Genomic DNA, 21,591 nt, shown 5'->3' with positions numbered 1-21,591 from the left:
CTTTGGCATGCCCACCACACGGAGGCGACAGTGACCCAGGACCGCATTCCCCTCGCCGCGCTCGAGGACGGCAGCCAGTTCGCCGACCGGCACATCGGACCGCGTCCCGCCGAGCTCGCGCACATGCTCGACGTGATCGGTGCCGGCTCGCTGGAGGAACTCGTCGAGCAGGCGGTGCCCGACTCCATCCGCGAGCAGGGGGTCGACACCGGGCTGCCCGCGCCCGCCGCCGAGCACCGCTCACTCGCCGAGCTGCGCGCGCTGGCCGACCGCAACGAGGTCCGCACCCAGATGATCGGCCTCGGCTACTACGGCACGCTGACCCCGCCGGTCATCCGCCGCAACGTCCTGGAGAGCCCGGCCTGGTACACCGCCTACACGCCCTACCAGCCGGAGATCTCCCAGGGCCGGCTCGAGGCGCTGCTGAACTTCCAGACGATGGTCTGCGACCTGACCGGCATGGGGCTCGCCAACGCCTCCATGCTCGACGAGTCGACCGCCGCCGCCGAGGCGATGACGCTGATCCGCCGGGCCGGCAAGGCCCGCACGCCCCGCTTCCTCGTCGACGCCGACACGTTCGGCCAGACCATCGCCGTGATCGAGACCCGTGCCGAGCCGCTCGGCGTCGAGGTCGAGGTGGTCGACCTGGCGGACGGACCGGCCGGGCTGCCGGACGGCGAGTTCTTCGGCCTGCTGCTGTCCTACCCGGGGGCGAGCGGCGCGGTTCGTGACCACGCCGCGCTGATCGAGGCGGCCCACGAGCGTGGCGCCCAGGTCGTGGTCGCCGCAGACATCCTGGCCCTGACGCTGCTTCGGCCACCGGGCGAGATCGGCGCGGACGTGGTGGCCGGCAGCACCCAGCGCTTCGGCGTGCCGATGGGCTTCGGCGGCCCGCATGCCGGCTACCTCGCCGTCCGCCAGGGCCTGGAGCGCCAGCTGCCCGGTCGGCTGGTCGGCGTGAGCGTCGACGCCGACGGCAACCGCGCCTACCGGCTCGCGCTGCAGACCCGTGAACAGCACATCCGCCGGGAGAAGGCGACCAGCAACATCTGCACCGCGCAGGTCCTGCTCGCGGTCGTCGCGTCGATGTACGCGGTGTACCACGGGCCCGAGGGCCTGCGGGCGATCGCGACCCGCGCGCACCGGATGGCCGCGGTGCTCGCCGCGGGCCTGCGCGAGGGGGGCGTGGAGGTCGTGCACGGCTCGTTCTTCGACACCGTGCTGGCCGAGGTGCCGGGCCGTGCCGCCGACGTGGTGGCGGCCGCGCGGGCGCTGGGCGTGAACCTGCGGCTGGCCGACGCCGACCACGTCGGCATCGCCTGCGACGAGACCACCACGCGGGCGCACCTGCGCCAGGCGTGGCAGGCGTTCGGGGTGTCCCCGGCCCCGATCGAGGAGCTGGACGCGGCCACCGACGACGCCTACCCGGCCGCGCTGGCCCGCACGTCGGAGTTCATGACGCACCCGGTCTTCGCCACCCACCGGTCGGAGACCGCGCTGCTGCGGTACCTGCGCACGCTGTCCGACAAGGACGTCGCGCTGGACCGGAGCATGATCCCGCTCGGCTCCTGCACGATGAAGCTCAACGCCACCGCGGAGATGGAGCCGATCACCTGGCCCGAGTTCGCCGAGCTGCACCCGTTCGCGCCGGTGTCCGACGCCGCCGGGCTGCTGCGGGTCGTGTCCGATCTGGAGGGATGGCTCGCGGCGCTCACCGGCTACGACGCGGTGAGCCTGCAGCCGAACGCGGGCAGCCAGGGCGAGTTCGCCGGCCTGCTCGCGATCCGCGCCTACCACCGGTCGAACGGCCAGGGCGACCGCGACGTCTGCCTGATCCCGGCGTCGGCGCACGGCACGAACGCGGCCAGCGCGGCGATGGCCGGCATGCGGGTCGTGGTGGTCAAGTGCGACGACGGCGGCAACATCGACATGGACCACCTACGGTCCACTGTGGACAAACACCGGGCCGGCCTGGCCTGCATCATGATCACGTACCCGTCCACGCACGGCGTGTACGAGGACACCGTGCGCGAGGTCTGCGCGCTGGTGCACGACGCGGGCGGTCAGGTCTATGTGGACGGTGCGAACCTGAACGCGCTCATCGGGCTCGCACGCTTCGGCGAGTTCGGCGCGGACGTGTCGCACCTGAACCTGCACAAGACGTTCTGCATCCCGCACGGCGGCGGCGGCCCGGGCGTTGGCCCGATCGGCGTGCGTGCGCACCTGGCGCCGTTCCTGCCGAACCACCCGCTGCAGCCCACCGCGGGCCCGGAGACCGGGGTCGGCCCGGTCAGCGCGGCGCCGTGGGGGAGTGCGTCGATCCTGCCGATCTCGTGGGCGTACGTGCGGATGATGGGCGCCGAGGGCCTGCGCCGCGCGACCATGACCGCGGTGGCGGCGGCGAACTACGTGGCGGCGCGGCTGCGCGACGCGTACCCGGTCCTCTACGCGGGGGCGCACGGCCGCGTAGCGCACGAGTGCATCCTCGACCTGCGCGGCATCACGAAGTCGACCGGCGTCACGGTCGACGACGTGGCGAAGCGCCTGGCCGACTACGGTATGCACGCCCCGACGATGTCCTTCCCGGTGGCGGGCACGCTGATGGTCGAGCCGACCGAGAGCGAGGACCTAGCCGAGCTGGACCGCTTCTGTGACGCCATGATCGCCATCCGCCACGAGATCGACCGCGTGGCCGCGGGCCACTGGCCGGCCGAGGACAACCCCCTCGTGGGCGCGCCCCACACGGCCGAGTCGATCGCCGGCAAGTGGGACCACCCGTACAGCCGCGAGGAGGCCGCCTACCCCACGGGCTCCGCGGGCCCGAAGGTGTGGCCACCGGTCCGGCGGATCGACGGTGCGCGGGGCGACCGCAACCTGGTTTGCTCCTGCCCGCCCATCGAGGCCTACGAGTCGTAGGATCAGCGGCCGGTGATCTGGTCCAGCAGGTCACCGGCCTCGTCCTGGTCGTACGGGCCCGTGATGACGACCTCGCCGCCGGTGATCGCGGACGAGATCTGGGGTGCGGAGATGACCTCGCCGTCCGCGACCATCGCCACCTGCTCACCGATGTGCTCGGTGGTCCAGTCGCCGAACACGTCGGCGTCCTCGTCGGTCAACCTGACCAACACGCCCCACGTGCTGCCGGCCTCCTGGAACTGGACCGTCGCGTTCTCGAGGCGGGTGATCGTCAGGAACGGCGGCTCCAGCGTGAGCGGCACGCCCTGCTGGTCGGGCACCACCGATGTGGTCGTCGCGGTGGTCCCGGCTGGTGTCACCCGTGACATGTCGATCGGTACGCGCAGGTCGACGGGCCCGGTGGCCGACTCGGGCAGCGAGGACGGCCGCGACGGCGAGCCGCCGACCCGCTCGGTCGTGCAACCGGCCAGCACGACGAACACCAGGAGTACCGCCCAGCGCCTCACGAACCCTCCAGAACCTCGCACAGCTCGATCAGCCGGGCCCGCAGCGGCGCCGCCCGCGCGGCGAAGCAAGCCTGCTGCCGCACGTACTCGGCGCGGCCGGACGCGGTCTCGATCTCCACCGGAGCGTAGCTGAGGGAGCTCAGGTCGTAGGGGCTCGCGCACATGTCGAGCACGCGGATGTCGTGCGCCAGCTCGAAGCAGTCCGCCACCAGGTCCGAGGGCACGAACGGGTCGAGCTTGTAGGCCCACTTGTACAAATCCATGCCCACGTGCAGGCAGCCCGGCTGCTCCAGCGCCACCTGGTCCGAGCGCGACGGCCGCACGGTGTTCAGCGGCCGGGCCGGGGGAGTGAAGAACCGGAACGCGTCGAAGTGCGTGCATCGGATCGGCATCGACTCCACCACCCGGTCCGTGCCCGCGGACCCCAGCCGCAGCGGCCAGCCCGCGTGCCGGACGGACTCGGTGCGGTACACCATCGCCCACTCGTGCAGCCCGAAGCACCCGAGCCACGGCGTGCGGCCGGCCGACGCCGACAGCAGCGACCGCACGAACCGCACGGTCGGCAGCCTCGCCGGCGGCAGCGGCCCAAGCTCGACCCCGTCCGGCTCGGCCCCGTCCGGCACGGCCCGGTACGCCGGCCACCGCAGGTAGGACGACGCACCGGCGAGCACCACGCCCGGCCCCGGGTGCCAGCGCAGCAACCGCGACGGCCGATGCGAGTAGTACGTGAACAGGAAGTCCAGCACCGGATGCCGCGTGCCCGTGGAACGCCGCTCCCGCAGGGGATCCGTCCACCTCCGCACCCGCGACACGTGCGCGTCCCGGCGGGCCCGCCAGTCCCCTGTGGACAGAACGGTGCGCACGCTCATGGTGTCCACGGTTCGCTCCTCCGCCACCCCCCGGCGCTCATGGCCGGCCGCCAATGCCCGGAAGGCGTCCTTCCGGGCGTCCAGTGTCCGGAAGGCGTCCTTCCAGGCCCGTCGCTCCCGCTCATGTCGCCGGGTCCGTGTGTGTGGCGTCCCGGACGGTGCCGACGTACTCCTCGACCAGGTCCTCCAACGCGACCACACCGATCACCGTACGGTCGGCCGCGACCGCCTTCGCCACGTGGCTCTGTGCCCGGCGCAGCGCCGCGAGCGCCTCGTCCAGGCGCGAGTCCACGGGGATCTCCGGCAGCCCGCGCACCCGGTGGTACGGCACCGGCGTGGACGGGTCCGCGTCCGCCTGGTCCAGCACGTCCTTCACGTGCAGGTAGCCGTTCAGCCGGCCGTCCGGCATGCGCACGGGATAGCGGGAGAAGCCGGTGCGGGTGACCGCCTCCTCGAGGTCGCCCACGGTCGGCGGGTACGGCACGGTCTCCACCTCGGCGAGCGGCACCAGCACGTCGGCCACCGTGCGCTCGGCGGACGACAGCGTCTTCGTCAGCCGGCGGTGCTCGGCCTGGTCGAGCAGCCCCTCGGCCCGCGAGTCCGCGATCAGCTCGGCCAGCTCCTGCGGCGTGTGCGCGCTCTCGATCTCGTCTTTGGGCTCCACCTTCAGCAGCCGCAGCACGCCGTTCGCCGACAGGTTCAGCAGCGAGATCACCGGGTGGATCAGCCGGATCCAGCCGGCCAGCACGGGCGTCAGCCACACCGCCGTGCGCTCCGGCGCGGCGATCGCGATGTTCTTCATGACCATCTCGCCCAGCACGATGTGCAGGATCGACACGATCAGCAGCGCCACCGCGAACGCGACCGGGTGCAGCACCGCCGCCGGCAGGCCCAGCGGGTGCAGGACGAACTCCAGGAACCGCGCCACGGTCGGCTCGCCCAGGGCGCCCAGGCCGATCGTGCACAGCGTGATGCCCAGCTGCGCGCCGGCCATCATCAGCGAGGTGCGCTCGGCCGCCCGCATGACGATCCGCGCCCGGTCCACGCCCTGCTCGGCGAGCGCCTCCAGCCGGTCGCGCCGCGCGCTGACGAGGGCGAACTCCGCGCCCACGAAGAAGGCGTTCGCGGCCAGCAGGAACACCGCGATCGTGAGGGCCACACCGCCGGTCACTGTGCCTCCGGTTCGCTTCGCTCAGTCGCTAACACGCCGCCTTCCCTCCTCACGTGCTCGGCGCTGGCGCGCCTGCGCGCGATCGTCAGTCCAGACGGCGTACGCTCCTTCACTCCCGCTCACTGTGCCTCCGGTTCGCTTCGCTCAGTCGCTAACACGCCGCCTTCCCTCCTCACGTGCTCGGCTGCGCGCGTTCGTCAGGCCAGACGGCGAACACGCCGTCACTCCCGCTCACGAGTCACCATCCGATCGCTCCGCTGGCCCGTGCCCTCGGGCAGCCTCGCCACCCGCAGCTCCGCGACCCGGTGCCGGTCCATGCGCATCACGGTGATCCGCCAGCCGTCGACCCGCACCTCGTCGTTGACCTCCGGGATGCGGCCGAGCCGGGCCAGCACGAGGCCGGCGAGGGTCTCGTAGTCACCCTCGGGCATCCGGAACCCGGTCGCCTCGGCGAGCTCGTCGTCGCGCAGCAGGCCGGACACCATCCAGCTGTCCCGGCCGAGCGGGCGCACCGGGTTGATCTCGCCCCGGTCGTGCTCGTCGCGCACGTCGCCGACGATCTCCTCGACCAGGTCCTCCAGCGTCACCAGGCCCGCCGTGCCGCCGTACTCGTCCACGACGATCGCGAGCTGCAGCCCCGAACTGCGCAGGTGGTCGAGCAGCGCGTCACCGTCCAGGCTCTCCGGCACGATCTGGGCGGGCCGCATGAGCGCCCGGACCAGCGTGCCGGCCCGGCTCGCGACCGGCACGCTGAACGCCTGCTTCACGTGCACCACGCCGCGGACGTCGTCGAGGTCGCCCTCGTGCACCGGGAAACGGGAGACCCCGGTCCGCCGGGTCAGCCCGATGAGGTCGGCCACGGTCGCGTCGGTCGGCAGCGACTCGACCCGCATGCGCGGGGTCATCAGCTCGCCGGCCGTGCGCTCCCCGAAGCGCAGCGAGCGGTTCAGCAGCGCCGCGGTGCCCTCGTCGAGCGTGCCCCGCTCGGCGCTGGTGCGGACCAGCGAGCCCAGCTCCTGCGGCGAGCGTGCCGAGGCCAGCTCGTCGGCCGGCTCCACGCCGAGCCGCCGGACCAGCCAGTTCGCCCAGGCGTTGAGCAGGTTGATGAACCAGCGCAACGCCGTGGAGAACCGGGTCTGCGCGCCGGCGACCGCGCGGGCCGTTGGCAGCGGGCGGGCGATGGCGAGGTTCTTCGGCACCAGCTCGCCGAACAGCATGGAGATCAGGTTCGCCAGCACCAGCGCCACCACCAGCGCGGTCGCGTGCGCGGCGACGACCGGCATCGACATCACGGACAGCAGAGGCGTGAACCAGCCGGCGATGACCGGCGCGGCGATGTAGCCCATGGTCAGCGTCGTGATCGTGATGCCGACCTGTGCGCCGGACAGCTGGAACGACAGCGTCTGGTGCGCGTGGTGCACCCGCCGGGCACGCGCGTCGCCGACCTGCCGCAGGTGGGTGTCGACCTGGCTGCGCTCAAGCGCGGTGAGGGAGAACTCGGCAGCGACGAAGATCGCGGTACCGAACGTCAGCGCCGCGACGGCGAGCACGCCGAGGACGTCGAGGAGCACGCCGGTCATGGCACTGGGAGCTCACTCCTCGCGGATCAGTGGTCGGCTGGCCCCGGCCAGTGTATTCGCCACAGGGATCGCGGCCGGGCAGTACGACCAGGCCGCCCGCACGGCCTGGTCCGCCTCGGTCCACGCGCGCAACCGCTAGCTCCTCGGGCCCGCGCGGCGCACCGACGACTCCACGAGGTCCAGCACCGGCTCGAGGTCGTCGGCCGGCAGGCCCATGGCGAGGTGCGACACGAGGCCTTCGAGCACGAGCTCGAGGTAGGACGTCAGCACGCTCACGTCGATGTCGTCCCGCAGGTTGCCCGCCTCCCGCTGGCGCTCCAGGCGCTGGCGGGTCGCGATGGTCAGCTGCTCGGAGCGTTCGGCCCAGCGGGCCCGGAAGTCGGGGTCGGTACGCAGCCGGCGGGAGAGCTCGAGCCGGCTGCCGAGCCAGTCCGCACCGTCCTGTGTGGACAGAAGGTCGCGCATGACCTGGACCAGGCCCTCGCGCGCCACCACGTCGGCCATCCGGTGCGCGTCGTCCTCGGCCAGGGCCAGGAACAGCGACTCCTTGTCCCGGAAGTGGTGGAAGATCGCGCCGCGGGACAGGCCGGTGGCCTCCTCGAGCCGGCGGACCGTGGCGCCCTCGTACCCGTAGCGAGCGAAGCACACCCGGGCGCCGTCGAGGATCTGCGCGCGGCGCGCGTCGAGGTGGTCCTGGCTGACCCGTGGCATCAGATGATCCTGTCAGCGGGCGGGTTTCGATGCAATCCGTACGTACGTACTGTGGCCCGTCCCGCCCGGCCGGACGTCGCTGCCCGGTGAGTGTCGGTGGTCGCGTGTAGCGTCGATTCCGACCTCGGGAACGGAGGGTGGAAGTGACCGCTTTGCCGCAAATACCAGGAAATTCGCAGGTAATCGAGCCGTTCCGGCAACGTCTGTCCGATCGCGTCGAGGCCGAGGCGTACGTCGCCTCGGTCTGCTTCAAGCACGGCCCACCACGTCTCACCGGTGTCGAGCTGGAGTGGATCGTTCACCACGAGGACGATCCCAGGCGGCCACTCGACGCGGACCGGCTCACCGCCGCACTGGGGCCCTACGCGCCCCGCACGTTGAACAAGGACAGTCCCCAGCTACCTCTTCCGGCCGGCTCGCCGCTCACGTTGGAGCCCGGCGGCCAGGTCGAGATCTCCGCCCTTCCCCAGCCCACGCTGACCGAGCTGTTCGGCGCCGTCACCGCCGACCTCACCTTCCTCAGCGAGCTGCTCGCCTCCGCCGGCCTCGTCCTCGGCGACACGGCCACCGATCAGCACCGAACACCCCGGCGCCTGCTCGACACCCCGCGCTACGCGGCCATGGAGCAGGTGTTCGAGCCGATCGGGCCGCACGGCATCACGATGATGTGTGCCACCGCCGGTCTGCAGGTCTGTGTGGACGCGGGCGAGTCCGACACGTTGCCCGCCCGGTGGGCGGCGGTCCACGCGCTCGGCCCGGTGCTCGTCGCCGCGTTCGCCAACTCTCCGACCCTCGAGGGCCGCGCCACCGGGTGGGCGTCGGCCCGGATGCGGGCCGTGCTCGGCACCGACCCGCCACGCAGCTCGCCGTCGGCGATCGTCGCCGACCCGGTCGCCGACTGGGCACGCCGGGTGCTCGACACACCCGTGCTGTGCGTCCGCGGCGACAGCGACCGCCCCGGCGACCGGTGGGCCACGCCGGAGGGCATGAGCTTCGCCGACTGGCTCGCCGGGGCCAGACCGGACAAGCCGACCACCGACGACCTCGACTACCACATCAGCACGATGTTCCCGCCGGTACGCCCGCACGGCTACCTCGAGGTCCGCTACCTCGACGCGCAGCGCGGCGACGGCTGGGTCATCCCGGTGGCGCTGCTCGCCGCGCTGCTGTCCACGCCGCGCACGGTCGACGCCGTGCTCGACGCCTGCGAGCCCGTGGGCGACCGGTGGTTACCCGCGGCCAGGGACGGGCTGGCCGACCGCGCGCTCGCCACGGCGGCCGCCGCGGTGCTGGATCTGGGTGCCCGCGCGCTGCCCGGCATGGGCCTGGGCCACGACCTGACCGAGGCCATCCTCGCCGGCCTGGACCGTCTTCCGCAGAGGAGCACGTCATGACTCAGACGACGAAGGCGGCCCAGGCCGGTGCCGAGGCACTGCGCTCGCACGTCGCCGCGCAGCTGGCGCGGGCCAGGGACCGCAGCGTCGCGCTCACCGACGCGGTGGACGACGACGACCTGGTGCGCCAGCACTCGAAGCTCATGTCGCCGCTGGTGTGGGACCTCGCCCACGTGGGCAACCAGGAGGAGCTCTGGCTGGTGCGCGACGTCGGCGCGCGCGAGCCGATCCGCTGCGACATCGACGAGCTGTACGACGCATTCCAGCACCCGCGTGCCGACCGGCCCGCGCTGCCGCTGCTCAACCCGGCCGAGGCGCGCGCCTACGTCGGCGAGGTGCGCGAGAAGGTGCTCGACATCCTCGACCAGAGCCCCCTGGAGGGCCGCCGGCTGGTCCAGGACGGGTTCGCGTTCGGCATGATCGTGCAGCACGAGCAACAGCACGACGAGACCATGCTGGCCACCCACCAGCTGCGCTCGGGCCAGCCCGTCCTGCACGCGCCGCCACCTCCGCCCGGCCGCCCGCTCGCCGCGAAGGAGGTCCTGGTCCCGGCGGGCTCGTTCACGATGGGCACGTCGGTCGACCCATGGGCGCTGGACAACGAGCGGCCCGCGCACGACGTGCACGTCGGCGCGTTCCTCATCGACATCGCGCCGGTCACCAACGCCTCCTACGCGGAGTTCATGGCGGCGGGCGGGTACGACGACGAGCGCTGGTGGAGCGCCGAGGGCTGGGCGTACCGGGTCAAGGCCGACCTGACCGCGCCACGGTTCTGGGTATGGGACGGCGACCGGTGGCTGCGCAACAGGTTCGGCGTCGTGGAGCCGATCCCGCCCGACGAGCCGGTGGTGCACGTCTGCTTCCACGAGTCCCAGGCATATGCCGCGTGGGCCGGCAAGCGACTGCCGACCGAGCCGGAGTGGGAGAAGGCCGCCCGGTTCGACCCGGCCACGGGCCGCTCCCGCCGCTTCCCGTGGGGCGACGAGGATCCCGGCCCCGAGCACGCCAACCTCGGCCAGCGGCACCTGTCGCCGGCCCCGGTCGGCGCCTACCCGGCGGGCGTGTCGCCGAGCGGGGTGCACCAGCTGGTCGGCGACGTGTGGGAGTGGCTGGACACCGACTTCCACGGCTATCCCGGGTTCCAGGCGTTCCCGTACCGGGAGTACTCGGAGGTGTTCTTCGGCAGCGACTACAAGCTGCTTCGCGGCGGCTCGTTCGGCACCGACCCGGCGGCCTGCCGGGCCACGTTCCGGAACTGGGACCACCCGATCCGCAGACAGATCTTCGCCGGCTTTCGGTGCGCCCGCGACGCGTCCCCCGACGAGCTCGCGTAGCGGATGTGCCGCCACATCGCCTACGTCGGTGAGCCGATCCGGCTGGCCGACCTGGTGCTCACACCCGCGCACTCCCTGCTGCGCCAGTCGTGGGCGCCGCGGGACATGCGGGGCGGGGGCACGGTCAACGCCGACGGCTTCGGCATCGGCTGGTACACCGGCACCTCGCCCGAGCCGGCCCTGGTGCGGCGGGCCGTTCCACTGTGGACGGACACGGCCCTGCCGCGCCTGGCCGCGGAGATCACGTCCGGGGCCGTGCTGGCCGCGGTCCGCTCGGCTACTGTCGGCATGCCGGTGGTCGAGACCGCGGCGGCGCCGTTCGCCTGGGACCGGTGGCTGTTCAGCCACAACGGCGTGGTCCGGGGCTGGCCGTCCTCGGTCACCCGGCTCGCGTCCACGCTGCCGGTGGAGGCGCTGCTGACGATGGACGCACCGACCGACGCCGCGCTGCTGTGGGCCTTGCTGCGGCACCGGATCGCCGCGGGCGACAAGCCGGCCGACGTGGTGGCGGCGCTGGTCACCGAGGTCGAGGCGGCGGCGCCCGGCTCGCGGCTGAACCTGTTGTTGACCGACGGCACCGTGATCATCGGTACCAGTTGGACCCATTCCCTGTGGGTGGCCGACCTCGGGCACGCGGTGGCGGTCGCCTCCGAGCCCTACGACGACCACCCCGCGTGGCGGGAGGTGCCGGACCGGCACCTGGTCGTCGCAAACTGGTCCACAGTGGACATCACCCAGATCGGAGCACCATGAGCGAGCTTGCGAGCGGATCATCAAACACCGGGCGACCGCGAGCGGCATCACCGAGCCTGCGAGGGGATGTCGGGAGTGACGTTGACCTGACCGTGCACCTGACCCCGGACGACCTCGTCCGGGGCCTGCGGTCGGACGTCCGCACGGGCCTGACGGCCACCCCGAAGTCCCTGCCGCCCAAGTGGTTCTACGACGAGCGAGGCAGCGAGCTGTTCGAGCTGATCACCCGGCTGCCGGAGTACTACCCGACGCGGGCGGAGCGAGAGATCCTGGCGGCCCGGTCGGCGGAGATCGCGGCGGTGACCGGTGCCGCGACACTGGTCGAGCTGGGCTCGGGCTCGTCGGAGAAGACGCGGCTGCTGCTGGACGCGTTGCGCCACAACGGATCCCTGCGCGAGATCGTGACGCTGGACGTCTCCGAGTCGGCACTGCGCGACGCCGCGTCGGCCCTGGCGGCGGCGTACGACCCGGTGCGCGTGCACGGCGTGGTCGGTGACTTCACCCAGCATCTGGCGCTGCTGCCGGGGTCGCCGGGCCGGCTGGTCGTGTTCCTCGGCGGGACGATCGGCAACCTGGTGCCGGCCGAGCGGGCGAAGTTCCTGGCCGGCGTGCGGGACGTGCTCGAGGAGGGGGAGTGGCTCCTGCTGGGCACCGACCTGGTCAAGGACCCCGCGGTGCTGGTCCGCGCGTACGACGACGCGGCGGGCGTGACGGCGGAGTTCAACCGGAACGTGCTGCGCGTCCTGAACCGCGAGCTGGCCGCCGACTTCGACCTCACGTCCTTCGACCACGTGGCCCTGTGGGACTACGAGGAGGAGTGGATCGAGATGCGCCTGCGCGCCACGCGGCCGATGCGGGTGCACGTCCCGGTGGTCGGGCTGACGGTGACCTTCGTCGAGGGTGAGGAGATGCGCACGGAGGTCTCGGCGAAGTTCCGCCCGGACCTGGTGGCCGCCGAGCTGGCGGACGCCGGGTTCGAGCTGACGCGTTGGTGGACCGACAGCGAGTCCCGCTTCGGCGTCTCGCTGTCGAGAGCCGTGGCGAGGTGAGCCAACGTTCGGCCGTGCCTGATCTCGACCCGATGCCGCGGGTCAACGACGGCGTCGAGTACGACCGCCCAGCGCACCGACAACCCGGTGCTTGCTGTTCGGGAACTACGACCCGGCCACGCAGTACGGGTTCTCCCCGGCGGATGGCCAAGCAGCTCGGCAACGCACGGCTGGTCAGCATCGACTCGTTCGGTCACCGCATTCTCGGCGGCGGCCAGTGCACCGACCGGATCGCGGCGGACTCCCTGATCGACCTGGCGGTGCCGGGTCCGGGCACGGCCTGCCATCCGGACGTGCGGCCCTTCCCCGCCGAGTTACACGATCCAGTGACAGAAATGGCCGGCGAGCGACTCGCCGGCCGTTTTTGTCGGTGTCCTCCCGCACAGTGTCGGACATGTGGCACGACATTCCCTACCGAGGCCCGTTCGATCTCACCGCCAGCACGCGGTTCCTGGAGGGGTTCGCTCCCGCGGCCCGCCCGGACGCGGCCGCGTCGGCCGGCGAGCTGAGACTGGCGTTCCCCGCCGCGCCGAGCTGGCGTCCGGCGGGCGTACTGGTTCGCCAGCCCGCCCGGGACGGGCCGGTGCGGGCCCGGGTGTTCGCCGACGCGTCCGATGCGGACGCCGTGCTCGACCAGGTGCGGCGGATGCTCTCGCTCGACGTCGACGGCTCCGGCTTCGCCGCCGTGGGCGAGCGCGACCCGGTGGTGGCCGAGCTGCGACGGTGCTACCCGGGCCTGCGCCCGGTCACGTTCCACTCGCCGTACGAGGCCGCGTGTTGGGCGATCATCAGCCACCGGATTCGCGTCGTGCACGCGGCCGGCATCAGGCAGCGGCTGGCCGAACGGTTCGGCACACCGGTCGACGTCGCCGGTGTCCGGCTGCCGACGTTCCCCGCGCCCGACGCGCTGCCGGAGCGGGTTGCGCTGGTGAGCGAGCTCAAGAGCGACCGGCTGCACGCCGTGGCCCAGGCCGCGCTGGCCGGTCGCCTCGACGCCGCCGCACTGCGGGCGCTGCCGCTCGACGACGCGATCGCCCGGCTCCGGGAGCTGCCCGGCATCGGCCCGTTCTCCGCGGAGCTGATCCTGCTCCGCGGTGCCGGGCATCCGGACGGCTTCCCGACCGCGGAGGCCCGCCTGCACGACGAGATGGCCCACGCGTACGGCCTGAGCGAACCGACGGTCGCCGACCTCGCGCGGGTGGCGGACGCCTGGCGCCCGTACCGGACGTGGGTGTCGCTGCTGCTGCGCACCCGCCGCGAGGAGGAGACCGCGGAGATCGCCACCGGACGGCGGGTACACCGATGACGGCCGCGCAGCTACTTCCGCAGCATCTTGCGCAGCACGTACTGCATGATGCCGCCGTTGCGGTAGTAGTCCGCCTCGCCCGGCGTGTCGATGCGCACCACGGCGTCGAAGTCCACTGTGGATCCGTCCGCGCGGGTCGCGCGCACCGCGACCGTGCGTGGGGTCTCGCCGTCGTTGAGGGCCGTGATCCCGGTGACGTCGTAGGTCTCCGTGCCGTCCAGGCCCAGCGACGACGCGGTCTCGCCGGCCGGGAACTGAAGCGGCAGTACGCCCATGCCGATCAGGTTCGACCGGTGGATCCGCTCGAACGACTCGGCGATCACCACCCGCACCCCGAGAAGGGCGGTGCCCTTCGCGGCCCAGTCACGAGACGAGCCGGACCCGTACTCCTTGCCGGCGAGCACCACCAGCGGCACCCCGGCCTTCGCGTACGCGACCGAGGCGTCGTAGATCGTCGTCTGCTCGCCGCCGACCGAGCCGTGCCCAATCGAGAACAAGCGGGTGAAGCCGCCCTGCACATCGTCGAGCAGCAGGTTGCGCAGGCGGATGTTCGCGAACGTGCCGCGGATCATCACCTCGTGGTTGCCGCGTCGGGAGCCGTAGGAGTTGAAGTCCCGCCGCTGGACGCCGTGCTCGGTGAGGTACTTGCCGGCGGGGGAGTCCGCCTTGATCGCGCCGGCCGGCGAGATGTGGTCCGTGGTCACCGAGTCGCCGAGCATCGCGAGCACGCGCGCGCCCGAGACGTCCGATACGGGCGCGGGCTCCGCGCCCATGTCCTCGAAGTACGGCGGCTTGCGCACGTAGGTCGACTCCGGGTCCCAGTCGAAGGTGTTGCCGGTCGGCGTCGGCAGCGACCGCCAGCGCTCGTCGCCGGCGAAGACGTCCGCGTAGTCGGTGGAGAACATCTCCGAGGAGATCGCCGAGGACACCACGTCCTGGATCTCCTGCGGCGACGGCCAGATGTCGGCGAGGTACACCGGCTCGCCGTCCGTCCCGGTGCCGAGCGGCTCGGTGGTGATGTCCTTGTCCATCGACCCGGCGAGGGCGTACGCGACCACGAGCGGCGGCGACGCGAGGTAGTTCATCTTGATGTCCGGGTTGATCCGGCCCTCGAAGTTGCGGTTGCCGGACAGCACCGACACGACCGCGAGGTCGGCCTCGTTGACCCCGGCCGAGATCTCGTCCTGCAGCGGACCGGAGTTGCCGATGCACGTCGTGCAGCCGTAGCCGACCAGGTGGAAGCCAAGCTTCTCCAGGTAGGGCAGCAGACCAGCGCGCTCGTAGTAGTCCATCACCACCTTGGACCCCGGCGCGAGCGTCGTCTTCACCCACGGCCTGCGGGACAGGCCCTTCTCGACGGCCTTCTTCGCCAGCAGCGCGGCGCCGATCATCACCGACGGGTTGGACGTGTTGGTACACGAGGTGATCGCGGCGATCGCGACCGCGCCGTGGTCGAGCTCGAACGACGCGCCGTCCACGGTCACCCGGGTCGGCCTGCTCGGCCGGCCCTGCGCGCCATCGGCGGCGGAGTGGTAGTCGAACGGCCGTCCCGCGCCGTTGTCCTGGTGGCCGTACGCGGGCGCGTCACTGGCCGGGAACGACTCGGCCGACGCCTCATCCACAGTGGACTCACTGAGCGGGTCCGGCGCGGCCCCGGAGACGTAGTCGCCGAGCACGCCGCGGAACGCGGGCTTGGCGTCCGCCAGTGCGATCCGGTCCTGCGGCCGCTTCGGCCCGGCGATCGACGGGACCACGGTGGACAGATCCAGCTCGAGGGTCTCGGAGTACGCGGCCTCCTGTGCCGGGTCGTGCCAGAGACCCTGTTCCTTGGCGTACGCCTCGACGAGTGCGACCTGCCCGGCGGACCGCCCGGTGAACCTGAGGTAGTCGATGGTCTCGGCGTCGATCGGGAAGATCGCGCACGTGGAGCCGAACTCCGGGCTCATGTTGCCGATCGTGGCCCGGTTCGCGAGCGGCACGGCGGACACGCCCGAGCCGTAGAACTCCACGAACTCGCCGACCACGCCGTGCTTGCGCAGCATCTCGGTGATCGTCAGCACCAGGTCGGTCGCGGTCGCGCCGTCCGGCAGCTCGCCGTTCAGCTTGAACCCGACGACCCGCGGGATCAGCATCGACACGGGCTGGCCGAGCATCGCGGCCTCGGCCTCGATGCCGCCGACGCCCCAGCCGAGCACGCCCAGGCCGTTGACCATCGTGGTGTGGCTGTCGGTGCCGACGAGCGTGTCCGGGTAGGCCTGGCCGCCCCGCGTCATCACGACTCGCGCCAGGTGCTCGATGTTGACCTGGTGCACGATGCCGGTGCCCGGCGGCACGACCTTGAACTCGTCGAACGCGCTCTGGCCCCAACGCAGGAACTGGTAGCGCTCCTTGTTGCGCTCGTACTCGAGGTCGACGTTGCGCTCGAAGGCGTCCGGGCGGCCGAAGATGTCCGCGATCACCGAGTGGTCGATCACCAGCTCGGCGGGCGCCAGCGGGTTGACCTTGGACACCTCGCCGCCGAGCCCGGTGACCGCCTCGCGCATGGTGGCGAGGTCGACCACGCACGGCACGCCGGTGAAGTCCTGCATCACCACGCGGCCCGGGGTGAACTGGATCTCCGTCGAGGGCTCGGCGCCCGGGTCCCACCCGGCGAGCGCCCGGACGTGGTCGGCGGTGATGTTGACACCGTCCTCGGTGCGCAGGAGGTTCTCGAGCAGGATCTTCAGGCTGTACGGCAGGCGCTCGGATCCGGTGACGGCGTCAAGCCGGAACACCTCGTGCGAGGAGTCGCCGACGGAAAGCTTGTGGCGGGCGCCGAAGGTGTCCTTGCTTGCTGGTGCGGTCACATCCAACTCCATCTGGCCTGGTGGTGTGTTCGGGAACGACCTCTCGACCCAAACAGTACGCTTGTCCTGTATTCGACGCCAAGGAGGGTCGCCACCATGCTGCACCACGTCCAGGTCTGCGCACCGGTGGACACCGAAGATCGCGCGCGGGAGTTCTACTCGGGCGTGCTCGGCTGGGCGGAGCTCCCGAAACCGCCCCTGCTCGCCGCCCGCGGCGGCTGCTGGTTCGGGGTGCCCGGGCATGGCGGTCCGGACGCCGAGCTGCACGTCGGTATCGAGGAGCCGTTCCACCCGGCCCGCAAGGCACATCCGGCGTTCGTGGTGGACATCGACGCCACCGCGGCCGCCGTCGCGTCGGCCGGCTACCCGGTCCGCTGGGCCGACCCGGCGGAGATCCCCGGCCGGCGCCGCTTCCACACCGACGACCCCTGGGGGAACAGGCTGGAGTTCCTCGACGGCGCGTACGCCGGTGGCCCGGCCCCACGAGGGGACCGGGCCACCGGATCGAGTGAGAACCGAACTACGTGTTGGACACCAGCGCGATGACGTCCTCCGGGGTCAGGTCGCTGATCGCGGACAGACCGAGCTCGGTGTAGGTCCGCAGCGGGCTGACGTACCACTTGCCGTCGAACTCGGTGGCAACGACGCCGGTGTTCTTCATGAGGCCGGACGCCAGGTTGGTCATGGCCTGCTTGAGCTCCGGGGGCATGTCGCTGCTGCCAGGAGCCGACGAACCGCCGGGAGCCGACGAACCGCCGATGCCGTCGGCGATGTCCTCGGCGCACATCTGCTGGGTCTCGCCCTCGCGCTCGGCGGTGTAGCAGTCGCCGTCCTTGCGGACCTTGAAGGTCTCACCATCGGCGACGACCTCGATCTCGGACAGCAGCACCTTCATGCCGCCTGACTCCGCGTCGGTCGTCTCGGTCTCCAGCTTGGTGACCTGCACCCCGCTCGGCGGCGGCGTGCCCATCTCCTCGAGCAGCACCGGGCCGGCGTCGTGCAGCGCGCCCATCTCGTCCGGCGGCAGCAGCTCGATCACGCGCTCCAGGTCGGCGTTGATCGAGGCCTGTACCATCTCCTTGACCGCGCCCTCGGCGTCACCGGCGCCGTTGTTCGCGATCGGCTCCTTCGGCCACGGCTTGTCCGCGCTCTGCAGCGCGTAGTCGGCGACCGTGTAGAAGAGGCTCGGGTACCACTTGCCGTCCACGTTGACCGTGGCGATGCGGATCGGCTCGCCGGTCTCCCGGACGATCTCGGCGATGTCGACCTGCTCGTCGACCGGCTCGGAGTTCATGCCGTCCGGGAACGCGGCGTTCACGAACTCCTCGGTCAGCGGCAGCTCGCTGGCGTCGGCGTGCAGTGACACCGTGCCGCCGACCAGCTTGGTGATCGTCAGGTGGTCGTTGACCTTCTCCGCGTTCTTCTCGTCGTACTTGAGGTTCGTCGGCTCGACCGACGCGCCGTGCAGCTTGTTCGGGTTGGCGTCCTCCTTGTAGACCTTCAGCTCCTTGAGCCGGTCGGTCGACTTCGCGTTGAAGTCGACCATCAGCGCGGACTCGGCGGGTGTGAGGCTCTCCAGCACGCCGAGCATGTCGCCCTGGCTCAGGCTGTTGACCAGGTTCGTCGCCGCCTCGGTCGGGTTGGCCTTGCCGGCCTGGTCCTCACTGCTGCGGTTGAGCACGAAGATCGTCGCGGCGACCCCGACCGCGACGATCACGACGGCCGCGATGGCACCGACGATCGGGCCCCGGCGGCGCTTCGACGGTGGCGGCATGCCGGGCCCGCCGTAGTTCGGCTGCCCGTAGCCGGGGCCCAGCTGCTGCCCCGGCTGCGGGCCGGGCTGGTACCCGGGCTGCTGGTACCCACCCTGCTGGGGGTAGCCCTGCTGCGGGTATCCGCCTTGCTGGGGGTAGCCACCCTGCTGCGGGTATCCGCCCTGCTGCGGATAACCCGGCTGCGCGGGGAACGGGCCACTCCCCGGCTGGTTCGGATCGTTCGGCTGCCATGGGCCGCCTGAACCTGGATAGGTCACGGTTCCCCTCCTACGTCTCCGGTAGCGCCACCGCGCCGCCCGGCGAAGATGCCTACGACACCGATCACGGTCAGTACGGACCCGATCAGCATGGTGATCGGACCGGCCTCGGCTATGCCGAGGCCTACGTCCTCGCCACCGCCTACGACGGTTGCTGCACCGGCAATGGTTCCGCAGATTATCGCCAGGATGGTCGAAATCGTTGCGGCGACCCGGCGAACTCCGAACGCATAGCCGATGGCACAGAGCACGATGACCGGGATGATCATCGTCCACCCGTCGAGCACCAGCTCGAGCGGGTTCCCCTCCACGGCCCGGATCGTGCGGATCACGCTGATCGACTGGTAGCTGTCGCGCAGCACCGCGCCGGACACGACCCATGGCAGCAACGTGCCGACCGCGACCAGCAGCAGGCCGAGGGCCGCGACGCACGTGGCGCCGATCCCGAACCGCGTGGCGGCGCGGGACTGCGTTCTGGTCGACACGCGGCACATGGTTACAGATCGTGAGCCGCCGAGGTCCGGTGCCCCCGGCGGCGACTCTCGGTGGTTCTCACGGGCACACAGGGGTGAATGTTGTCCGCGAGAAGCAAGTTTCTGGTGTTACGACTGGTGTACAACGAGGCAAGAGTGGCACAGTGGCCCGGTGGGAGCGATGCCGGTACGGCTGAGCGCCGGATTGCGGGTGGTCACGGTCAGCCTCGTGCTCGTCGCGAGCCTCGGGGCGGGCACCGCCGTGGCCGCGCCGCCCCCGCCGCCCAACCCCAGCGACGACCAGATCTCCGGCAGCCGGGCCAAGGCGAACGCGCAGGCCACCCAGGTCGGCCGGCTGACCAACCAGGTGGCCCGGGCCGAGTCGCAGCTCGTCCAGCTGCAGTCCGACGTCGAGCTCAAGATGGAGGAGGCCAACAAGGCGCTCGTCGACCTGCAGACCGCGCAGGACGAGGCGCGCCAGGCCAAGACCGACGCGGTCGCGGCGAAGGCGGCGGCCGACAGCGCGGCCCGCACGATCACCGACGCGCGCAAGGACCTCGACGAGTTCGCCGCCGGCAGCTACAAGCAGGGCAGCACGATCGGGTCGATGTCGGCCTACATCGGCGCGAAGTCCCCGCAGGACCTGCTGGCGCGAGCGCAGCTGCTCAACGCCGTGAGCGACAGCCAGCTCGACGCGCTCGACACCCTGGAGGTCGCGCGGACCGACAAGGCCAACAAGGACTCGGCCGCCCGCGCCGCGCTCGCGCTCGCCAACGAGAAGGAGGACCTGGCGCAGGCGGCGAAGGTCGCGGCGGACGCGGCCACCGCGGCGGCCCAGCAGGCGCGACGCGACGGCGTCGCCGCGACGAAGCGGGTGCAGGCTCGGAAGGCGTCCGCGGAGTCGCAGCTGATCGCGGCGCAGTCGGCGGTCAGTGGGCTGGAGAACCAGCGGCGGCGCTACAACGACTGGCTCGCGGCGAAGCGGCGCGAGGACGCGGCGAACGCCCAGCAGGCGGCGGGTGGCGGCGGTGGCGGTGGCGGCGGCACGCAGGTCGCGCCTCCGTCCGGCGGCTCCGTGCGAACGGTGATCAACCGCGCGCTGTCCCAGCTCGGCGTCCCGTACGCGTGGGGCGGCGGCAACGCCTACGGTCCGACCCGCGGCATCCACGACGGCGGCGTCGCGGACCTGCACGGCGACTACGACAAGGTCGGCTTCGACTGCTCCGGCCTGATGATCTACGCGTTCGCCGGGGTCGGGTACCAGCTGCCGCACTACAGCGGCTACCAGGCGCAGGCGGGCCGGCAGGTGCCGCTGAGCCGGAAGGCGCCCGGGGACATGCTGTTCTGGGCGACCGGCGGGCGCATCCACCACGTGGCGCTCTACCTCGGCAACGAGCAGATGGTGGAGGCCCCGTACTCGGGTTCCCACGTGCGCGTCGCGCCGGTCCGGTACAGCGGAATCGTCCCCTACGCCACCCGCCTCCTGTAGGTCTTCACAGCGGTCATACCGGGTTTCCGGTTCCCTTTCCGTGGGGAGAGACGAGCCTGCACATGGAGGTTGTCAGTGACCGAGCCGGCTGAGTCGGTGAACGGATCCGGGTCCGAAGCCAGCACACCAGCCCGCGACGCACAGCTGCTCGAGCGCACGGTGTTCGAGGTCAAACGGGTCATCGTGGGGCAGGACCGCCTCGTCGAGCGGATGCTCGTCGGGCTGCTGTCCAGGGGGCACCTGCTCCTCGAGGGCGTGCCCGGCGTGGCGAAGACCCTCGCGGTGGAGACGTTCGCTAACGTCGTCGGCGGGTCGTTCACCCGTGTGCAGTTCACCCCGGACCTCGTGCCGGCCGACATCCTCGGTACCCGCATCTACCGGCAGAGCAGCGAGAAGTTCGACGTCGAGCTGGGCCCGGTGGTGGCCAACTTCGTGCTCGCCGACGAGATCAACCGTGCGCCGGCCAAGGTGCAGTCCGCCATGCTCGAGGTGATGGCCGAGCGGCACGTCTCCATCGGTGGCCAGACCTTCCCGATGCCCGACCCGTTCCTCGTCCTCGCCACGCAGAACCCGATCGAGAACGAGGGCGTCTACCCGCTGCCCGAGGCGCAGCGTGACCGCTTCCTCTTCAAGATCATCGTGGACTACCCGACCGCCGAGGAGGAGCGGGAGATCGTCTACCGGATGGGCGTGTCGCCGCCGGAGGCCCAGCAGGTGCTGAGCCCCGCCGAGCTGGTCCGCCTGCAGGGCGTGGCCTCCCAGGTCTTCGTCCACCACGCGCTCGTCGACTACACCGTCCGCGTCGTGCTGGCCACGCGCACACCGCTCGAGCACGGCCTCACCGACGTCGCCGGCTGGGTCGCGTACGGTGCTTCGCCGCGCGCGAGCCTGGGCATCGTCGCCACCGCACGGGCGCTCGCGCTCATCCGCGGCCGCGACTACGTGCTTCCGCAGGACGTCGTGGACGTGGTGCCGGACATCCTGCGCCACCGGCTCGTGCTGTCCTACGACGCGCTCGCCGACGGCGTCCCCCTCGACCACATCATCTCCCGGGTGCTGCAGACGGTGCCGCTGCCGCAGGTGTCCGCCCGGCCGCAGTCGGGCGGTGTCCAGCCTCCGCCGGTCGGAGTGGCCGGCAGGTCGTGAAGGACAAGCGCGAGAC

Annotated in this window: 17 protein-coding genes; 9 read left to right on the top strand and 8 right to left on the bottom strand. The window is 71.7% G+C overall.

What is annotated here, in order from left to right; genetic code table 11:
• The first annotated feature begins 30 nt into the window (after positions 1 to 30).
• Positions 31 to 2,916 carry an aminomethyl-transferring glycine dehydrogenase gene (gcvP, locus tag ACRDTB_RS04740; protein ID WP_431428691.1) on the top strand — a complete coding sequence of 962 codons (2,886 nt, stop codon included), beginning with the start codon at positions 31 to 33 and terminating at the stop codon, positions 2,914 to 2,916.
• Between the two features lie 2 nt (positions 2,917 to 2,918).
• On the opposite strand, the gene ACRDTB_RS04735 is transcribed toward gcvP, so the two are convergent.
• The 5 genes from ACRDTB_RS04735 to ACRDTB_RS04715 all read right to left on the bottom strand — a co-directional run bounded on the left by ACRDTB_RS04735 (position 2,919) and on the right by ACRDTB_RS04715 (position 7,753).
• Positions 2,919 to 3,422, bottom strand: coding sequence for a SecDF P1 head subdomain-containing protein (locus ACRDTB_RS04735; RefSeq protein ID WP_431428690.1), 504 nt, complete (start codon positions 3,420 to 3,422; stop codon positions 2,919 to 2,921).
• Complete coding sequence (locus tag ACRDTB_RS04730) at positions 3,419 to 4,291, bottom strand: 3-methyladenine DNA glycosylase (protein ID WP_431428769.1); 873 nt, start codon at positions 4,289 to 4,291, stop codon at positions 3,419 to 3,421. The genes ACRDTB_RS04735 and ACRDTB_RS04730 overlap by 4 nt, the downstream gene beginning before the upstream one ends.
• A 121-nt stretch (positions 4,292 to 4,412) precedes the next feature.
• On the bottom strand, positions 4,413 to 5,462 hold the full coding sequence (locus tag ACRDTB_RS04725) for a hemolysin family protein (RefSeq protein WP_431428689.1): 1,050 nt from the start codon (positions 5,460 to 5,462) through the stop codon (positions 4,413 to 4,415).
• Positions 5,463 to 5,683: 221 nt separating this feature from the next.
• Positions 5,684 to 7,042 (bottom strand): hemolysin family protein, encoded by a 1,359-nt coding sequence (locus tag ACRDTB_RS04720; protein WP_431428687.1) that lies wholly within the window; start codon positions 7,040 to 7,042, stop codon positions 5,684 to 5,686.
• A gap of 135 nt (positions 7,043 to 7,177) precedes the next feature.
• Positions 7,178 to 7,753 (bottom strand): TetR/AcrR family transcriptional regulator, encoded by a 576-nt coding sequence (locus ACRDTB_RS04715; RefSeq protein ID WP_431428686.1) that lies wholly within the window; start codon positions 7,751 to 7,753, stop codon positions 7,178 to 7,180.
• A gap of 143 nt (positions 7,754 to 7,896) precedes the next feature.
• Between ACRDTB_RS04715 and egtA the strand changes: the two genes are divergently transcribed.
• From egtA to ACRDTB_RS04690, 5 genes are all read left to right on the top strand, one after another.
• Complete coding sequence (gene egtA / locus ACRDTB_RS04710; protein WP_431428685.1) at positions 7,897 to 9,147, top strand: ergothioneine biosynthesis glutamate--cysteine ligase EgtA; 1,251 nt, start codon at positions 7,897 to 7,899, stop codon at positions 9,145 to 9,147.
• Entirely contained in the window at positions 9,144 to 10,481 is a 1,338-nt protein-coding gene (gene egtB, locus ACRDTB_RS04705) for an ergothioneine biosynthesis protein EgtB (protein ID WP_431428684.1), read from the top strand. Before egtA ends, egtB begins: the two co-directional genes overlap by 4 nt.
• A 3-nt stretch (positions 10,482 to 10,484) precedes the next feature.
• The gene (gene egtC / locus ACRDTB_RS04700; protein ID WP_431428683.1) at positions 10,485 to 11,234 is read left to right on the top strand and encodes an ergothioneine biosynthesis protein EgtC; all 750 of its coding nucleotides are present in this window, start codon (positions 10,485 to 10,487) and stop codon (positions 11,232 to 11,234) included.
• A gap of 92 nt (positions 11,235 to 11,326) precedes the next feature.
• Positions 11,327 to 12,283 (top strand): L-histidine N(alpha)-methyltransferase, encoded by a 957-nt coding sequence (gene egtD / locus ACRDTB_RS04695; protein WP_431428682.1) that lies wholly within the window; start codon positions 11,327 to 11,329, stop codon positions 12,281 to 12,283.
• A gap of 394 nt (positions 12,284 to 12,677) precedes the next feature.
• On the top strand, positions 12,678 to 13,589 hold the full coding sequence (locus ACRDTB_RS04690) for a DNA-3-methyladenine glycosylase family protein (RefSeq protein WP_431428680.1): 912 nt from the start codon (positions 12,678 to 12,680) through the stop codon (positions 13,587 to 13,589).
• 11 nt (positions 13,590 to 13,600) lie between these two features.
• On the opposite strand, the gene ACRDTB_RS04685 is transcribed toward ACRDTB_RS04690, so the two are convergent.
• Positions 13,601 to 16,435, bottom strand: coding sequence for an aconitate hydratase (locus tag ACRDTB_RS04685; protein WP_431428679.1), 2,835 nt, complete (start codon positions 16,433 to 16,435; stop codon positions 13,601 to 13,603).
• 96 nt (positions 16,436 to 16,531) lie between these two features.
• Between ACRDTB_RS04685 and ACRDTB_RS04680 the strand changes: the two genes are divergently transcribed.
• Positions 16,532 to 16,981 (top strand): VOC family protein, encoded by a 450-nt coding sequence (locus ACRDTB_RS04680; RefSeq protein WP_431428678.1) that lies wholly within the window; start codon positions 16,532 to 16,534, stop codon positions 16,979 to 16,981.
• Here ACRDTB_RS04680 and ACRDTB_RS04675 read toward each other — a convergent pair.
• Both ACRDTB_RS04675 and ACRDTB_RS04670 read right to left on the bottom strand, forming a co-directional pair.
• Positions 16,956 to 18,467: a flagellar basal body protein FliL gene (locus ACRDTB_RS04675; protein WP_431428677.1), complete on the bottom strand. Its 1,512-nt coding sequence runs from the start codon at positions 18,465 to 18,467 to the stop codon at positions 16,956 to 16,958. The two genes, ACRDTB_RS04680 and ACRDTB_RS04675, sit on opposite strands and share 26 nt — an antisense overlap.
• Positions 18,464 to 18,952: a hypothetical protein gene (locus ACRDTB_RS04670; protein WP_431428676.1), complete on the bottom strand. Its 489-nt coding sequence runs from the start codon at positions 18,950 to 18,952 to the stop codon at positions 18,464 to 18,466. Before ACRDTB_RS04670 ends, ACRDTB_RS04675 begins: the two co-directional genes overlap by 4 nt.
• Positions 18,953 to 19,121: 169 nt before the next feature.
• Here ACRDTB_RS04670 and ACRDTB_RS04665 point away from each other — a divergent pair, with 169 nt between their 5' ends.
• Both ACRDTB_RS04665 and ACRDTB_RS04660 read left to right on the top strand, forming a co-directional pair.
• On the top strand, positions 19,122 to 20,429 hold the full coding sequence (locus ACRDTB_RS04665) for an NlpC/P60 family protein (RefSeq protein WP_431428768.1): 1,308 nt from the start codon (positions 19,122 to 19,124) through the stop codon (positions 20,427 to 20,429).
• Between the two features lie 69 nt (positions 20,430 to 20,498).
• Positions 20,499 to 21,575 carry an AAA family ATPase gene (locus tag ACRDTB_RS04660; protein WP_431428675.1) on the top strand — a complete coding sequence of 359 codons (1,077 nt, stop codon included), beginning with the start codon at positions 20,499 to 20,501 and terminating at the stop codon, positions 21,573 to 21,575.
• Positions 21,576 to 21,591: the final 16 nt, after the last annotated feature.

The sequence above is a fragment of the Actinophytocola sp. genome (genome assembly GCF_050699935.1).
Classification (GTDB): domain Bacteria; phylum Actinomycetota; class Actinomycetes; order Mycobacteriales; family Pseudonocardiaceae; genus Actinophytocola.
This window is presented reverse-complemented; position numbering and strand designations above follow the sequence as displayed.

Bases quoted from the DNA above. Each gene is read 5' to 3' on its own strand.
- ACRDTB_RS04720 (WP_431428687.1), bottom strand. From the start codon at position 7,042: ATGACCGGCGTGCTCCTCGACGTCCTCGGCGTGCTCGCCGTCGCGGCG.
- ACRDTB_RS04730 (WP_431428769.1), bottom strand. From the start codon at position 4,291: ATGAGCGTGCGCACCGTTCTGTCCACAGGGGACTGGCGGGCCCGCCGG.
- egtC (WP_431428683.1), top strand. From the start codon at position 10,485: ATGTGCCGCCACATCGCCTACGTCGGTGAGCCGATCCGGCTGGCCGAC.
- ACRDTB_RS04715 (WP_431428686.1), bottom strand. From the start codon at position 7,753: ATGCCACGGGTCAGCCAGGACCACCTCGACGCGCGCCGCGCGCAGATC.
- ACRDTB_RS04690 (WP_431428680.1), top strand. From the start codon at position 12,678: ATGTGGCACGACATTCCCTACCGAGGCCCGTTCGATCTCACCGCCAGC.
- ACRDTB_RS04680 (WP_431428678.1), top strand. From the start codon at position 16,532: ATGCTGCACCACGTCCAGGTCTGCGCACCGGTGGACACCGAAGATCGC.
- egtB (WP_431428684.1), top strand. From the start codon at position 9,144: ATGACTCAGACGACGAAGGCGGCCCAGGCCGGTGCCGAGGCACTGCGC.
- ACRDTB_RS04665 (WP_431428768.1), top strand. From the start codon at position 19,122: ATGCCGGTACGGCTGAGCGCCGGATTGCGGGTGGTCACGGTCAGCCTC.